Genomic DNA, 4,282 nt, shown 5'->3' on the forward strand with positions numbered 1-4,282 from the left:
GGCGCGCCCACGACGGGCGGGCCACGGATTTGGCGGCCCGCGACCGGCCCGCGGTCAGACCACGCCGAGGGCGAGCATCGCGTCGGCGACCTTGGTGAAGCCCGCGATGTTGGCGCCCACGACGTAGTTCCCAGGTGCGTCGTACGCGTCGGCGGTCGTCAGGCAGCGGTCGTGGATCGCGTGCATGATCCCGGCGAGCCGCTGCTCGGTGTACTCGAACGACCACGCGTCGCGGCTCGCGTTCTGCTGCATCTCGAGCGCGGACGTCGCGACGCCGCCCGCGTTGGCGGCCTTGCCGGGCGCGAAGAGCACGCCGGCCTCGGTGAGCAGCGCGACGGCGGCGGGCGTCGTCGGCATGTTGGCGCCCTCGGACACCGCGAGGACGCCGGAGCGGGCGAGCGCGGCGGCGTCGTCCTCGTCGAGCTCGTTCTGCGTCGCGCACGGCAGCGCGACCTCGGCGCCGACCTCCCAGACGCGGCGGCCGGGCACGAACGTCGCGCCGCGGCGCTCGGCGTAGACGGACACGGGCAGGCGCTCGGCCTCGCGGACCTGCTGGAGCAGCGGGAGGTCGATGCCGCGCTCGTCGAGCACGTAGCCGGTCGAGTCCGAGCAGCCCACGACGTGCCCGCCGAGCTGCTGCGCCTTCTGGATCGCGTACTGGGCGACGTTCCCGGCGCCCGACACGACGACGCGGCGGCCGTCGAACGACTGGCCGCGGGTGCCGAGCATGCGCTCGGCGAACAGGACCGTGCCGTAGCCGGTGGCCTCGGTGCGGACGAGCGAGCCGCCCCACGACAGGCCCTTGCCGGTGAGGACGCCGGCCTCCCAGCGGTTGGTGATGCGCTTGTACTGGCCGAACAGGTAGCCGATCTCGCGGCCGCCGACGCCGATGTCGCCCGCGGGCACGTCGGTGTGCTCGCCGAGGTGGCGGTACAGCTCGGTCATGAAGGACTGGCAGAACCGCATGACCTCGCCCTGGCTGCGGCCGCGGGGGTCGAAGTCCGAGCCGCCCTTGCCGCCGCCGATCGGCATGCCCGTGAGCGAGTTCTTGAAGACCTGCTCGAAGCCCAGGAACTTCACGATGCCGAGGTACACCGACGGGTGGAACCGCAGGCCGCCCTTGAACGGGCCGAGCGCCGAGTTGTACTCGACGCGGAAGCCGCGGTTGATCTGCACGCGCCCGGAGTCGTCGACCCACGGCACGCGGAAGATGATCTGCCGCTCGGGCTCGCACAGGCGCTCGAGGACGGCGGCGTCGACGTACTGCGGGTTCTTGCGCAGGACCGGCTCGAGGCTCTCGAACACCTCGCGGACGGCCTGGTGGAACTCGCGCTCCCCGGGGTTGCGTCGCAGGACCTGGTCGAGGATGTCGGCGAGCTGCTCCTTCATCGGCCCATGGTCACACGGCGGCTCCGGTGCGTGGGGCAACCGTCTCACGGGGATCTCCGGCGCGGGCGTCGAGGCGCACCAGCAGGTCGGCCAGGGCCGCCGAGATCGGCAGCCCGGTCGCGAGCTCGACGAACAGCCACTGGCCCGCGGGGTTGACCTCGAGGAACACGTGCTCCCCGTCCGGTGCGACGCGGAAGTCGGCCGCGCCGTACCGCAGGCCCAGCGTCGCGACGAGGTCGACCAGCCGGCGCTCGACGTCGTCGGGCAGCCGGTGCGTGCTGATCGGCGCGTTCATCGTGTCGATCCGGAAGTCGAACTCGTACGCCGACCGGTCGGCGCGGATCTCCGCCGCGAACACCTGGCCGTCGACGACGGTCGCCCGCACGTCCCGCCCGCCCGGCACGAGCTCCTGGAAGATCACCGGCGCGAACCGCACGGCGTCGATCATCTCGACGTCCTCGGCGCGCACCGGCCGGGTCTCGCGCCACGTGCGCGGCGTCGCGGAGAACGACTTGTAGACGACGCCGGACGGCTCCGAGCCGACGAAGTCGCGCGCCTGCGCCGGGTCGTTCGTCATGCACGTGCGCGGCACCCGCAGCCCGAGCCGCGCAGCGAGCTGGAGCTGCCGCATCTTGCGCGACGCCACCTCGTCCCGGTCCGGGTCGTTGACCCACTCCACATCCATGCACGCCCACAGGCCCGCGACCATCGCAGCGCACTCGCCGTGCGCGAAGCCGCGGTCGTGCGGGCGCGTCACCTCGTCGTGCAGGACGAACGGCTGCGGGCGACGCCACCAGACGGCGCCGACGTCCGCGAGGTCGAGCGTGCCGTCGGCGTCCGCCCACGTGCCCGTCCAGGTCCCGTCGGGACGCTGCCGGGTGGTGAGCGCGGCCGCCGCGGGCACGCGCGACGTGTCGAGCAGCCGGTGCCCGGCACCCCGGTCGTCGAGGTGCCGGGCCACGGTCTGCGTGTGCAGGTCGCCCGCGTGGGAGACGATGCCGATCACGACGGCCTCGTCAGCCGTCCGCCTCGCCCGCCAGGGTCGCGTAGAGCGCCTGGAGCGAGCCGAGGACCTGCGTCTGGGTGGCGATGAGCGCCTCGAGCTCGGCGAGCACCGCGGCGAGGACCGTGTCACCGGCCTCGTCCTGACCGAGCGAGATGTACGGCCCGGCCTGCACGAACGGCCGCTGCCCGCCGACGAGGCCGCCCGTCAGCCCCGGGTTCACGACCGTCCCGCCGGGGTTGAGGATGCCGACGTCCGCCGCGAACAGCGTGCCCGGCTGGTCCGCCGCGCCCGAGTCGATCGCGACCGGCGTGCCCGCGTCGAGCGCGATGTGCGTGTCGCGGTTGAGCGACGTGAGGTTGTCCCGCTGGACGGGTGTGGCGAGGTCCTGCGCGAGCGGCGTGCCCAGGTGGTCCTGGAGCGTCGCGGTGCCGATGTCCGTGGCGTGCGTCGTCGCCAGGTCCTGGGACAGCGGGGTGCCGAGCAGGTCCTGGATCTTCGGCGTCGCCGTGTCGGCGGCGATCGTCGTCGCGACGTCCTGGGCGATCGGGGTGCCGATCACGTCCTGGAAGCCCGTGTCCGTCGACGCGGCCGTGTCGGCGGACAGCAGCGTGCCGGTGATGTCGGCCGCGAGCGGCGTCGCGAAGTCCAGCCCGGACCCGGTGCTCGAGCTCGGCGTGAGCCCTTGCAGCGTGGGCGACGCCGCGACGATCGCCGCGATCGCGGTCCCCGAGTTGCTGCCGCCCGTGGCCGTGCAGCCGCCGTTGGTGTGCACGCCGACGACGCGTCCCGACGGGGAGTGCAGGATGCCGGACCCGGAGTTGCCGCCGAGGGTGTCGATGTCGGCGTACCGGATGGTGGTCGCGGTGACCTGCGTGGCCGGTCCCGCCTCGATGCGCTTCGGTGCGCCGACGGGGTGGCCGATGATCGCGAGCATGTCACCCACCGCGGGGTTCGCGGTGCCGAACTCGGACCAGCCGTAGGTGTGGCCGGGGTTGCCGGCGACACGGAACAGCGCCATGTCGAGCCCGCCGAGCCGGTACTCGACGAGCTGCGTGATCGCGAACGACTGCTCGGCCTGGAGCGTGCCGCCGGAGTCCACCTGGTAGTTGAGGTTGACGTGCATGGCCGTCGCGGCCTGCTGCGGCGACAGCGGGGTGCTCGTACCGTTCTGCCGCGGGATCGTCCAGCCGTTCGGGTCCGGGTCGAACAGGTGGCCGCACGTGAGGACGAGGTCCGGGCCGATGAGCGTGCCGGTCCCCCACCGCACGCCGTTGACGTTGCCCGGGTTGGTGAACGTCGTCGCGAGGTCGCTGTTCCACTGCACCTGCACGACGGGCCGCTCGTGGGCGTTGACGAACGCGACGGTCACGCCGAGCGTGCCGTCGTACTGCTCGACCTCCTGCGAGTCGTCCGTCGCGCCGCAGATGGACCGCAGCACGTCGGCGTACGGCACGCGTTCCCCGGCTCCGCGGGTCTCCTGCCCCGGCAGGTCCTCGAGGTGCGGCGGGTACAACCCGTCGCCGCCGAGGTCGGCCGGCTGCTTCTTCTTCGCTGGCATGGCCGTGCTCCTTCAGGTCGGCGACAGTCCCCCTGCCGCGCCACCGAGGAAGGAGCGCGGCGCCGGCGCTCGGATACCGGGGGGCGTCCGCGGAGGCGTCGCGCTCGAAACGATTCGGGTCCGTGCCGTCCGGTTTCATGGACCCCGCGCACACCCTGCGCGCGGACGGCACGCCTCCCGGTGCAGCGGCGTGCCGTCCGCACCTGCTCCCGGGCCGCCGACGACCGACGCGGCGCGACCCCGACCGGCCGCCCCGCCCGGCACCCGCCCCCCGCACGCACGACGACGCCCGCGCCGCACGAGGCGGACGCGGGCGTCGGGTGCTGCGG

Annotated in this window: 3 protein-coding genes; all 3 read right to left on the bottom strand. The window is 73.6% G+C overall.

The genetic code is table 11. The features are described from left to right. Window positions 1-54 precede the first annotated feature (54 nt). From gdhA to CTKZ_RS18990, 3 genes are read right to left on the bottom strand one after another with little or no spacing between them, the layout of a single operon-like run. The gene (gene gdhA / locus CTKZ_RS18980; RefSeq protein ID WP_124344384.1) at window positions 55-1,389 is read right to left on the bottom strand and encodes an NADP-specific glutamate dehydrogenase; all 1,335 of its coding nucleotides are present in this window, start codon (window positions 1,387-1,389) and stop codon (window positions 55-57) included. A 10-nt stretch (window positions 1,390-1,399) separates the two neighbouring features. Further along, complete coding sequence (locus CTKZ_RS18985) at window positions 1,400-2,395, bottom strand: MvdC/MvdD family ATP grasp protein (RefSeq protein WP_124344385.1); 996 nt, start codon at window positions 2,393-2,395, stop codon at window positions 1,400-1,402. A gap of 10 nt (window positions 2,396-2,405) precedes the next feature. Continuing rightward, a complete protein-coding gene (locus tag CTKZ_RS18990) occupies window positions 2,406-3,953 on the bottom strand; it encodes a trypsin-like serine peptidase (RefSeq protein WP_124344386.1) in 1,548 nt (515 codons plus the stop codon). Window positions 3,954-4,282: the final 329 nt, after the last annotated feature.

Source organism: Cellulomonas algicola (assembly GCF_003851725.1).
In the GTDB taxonomy this organism is placed as follows: Bacteria; Actinomycetota; Actinomycetes; order Actinomycetales; family Cellulomonadaceae; genus Cellulomonas; species Cellulomonas algicola.

Coding starts and splice junctions, on each gene's coding strand:
- gdhA (WP_124344384.1), bottom strand. CDS start 1,389: ATGAAGGAGCAGCTCGCCGACATCCTCGACCAGGTCCTGCGACGCAAC.
- CTKZ_RS18990 (WP_124344386.1), bottom strand. CDS start 3,953: ATGCCAGCGAAGAAGAAGCAGCCGGCCGACCTCGGCGGCGACGGGTTG.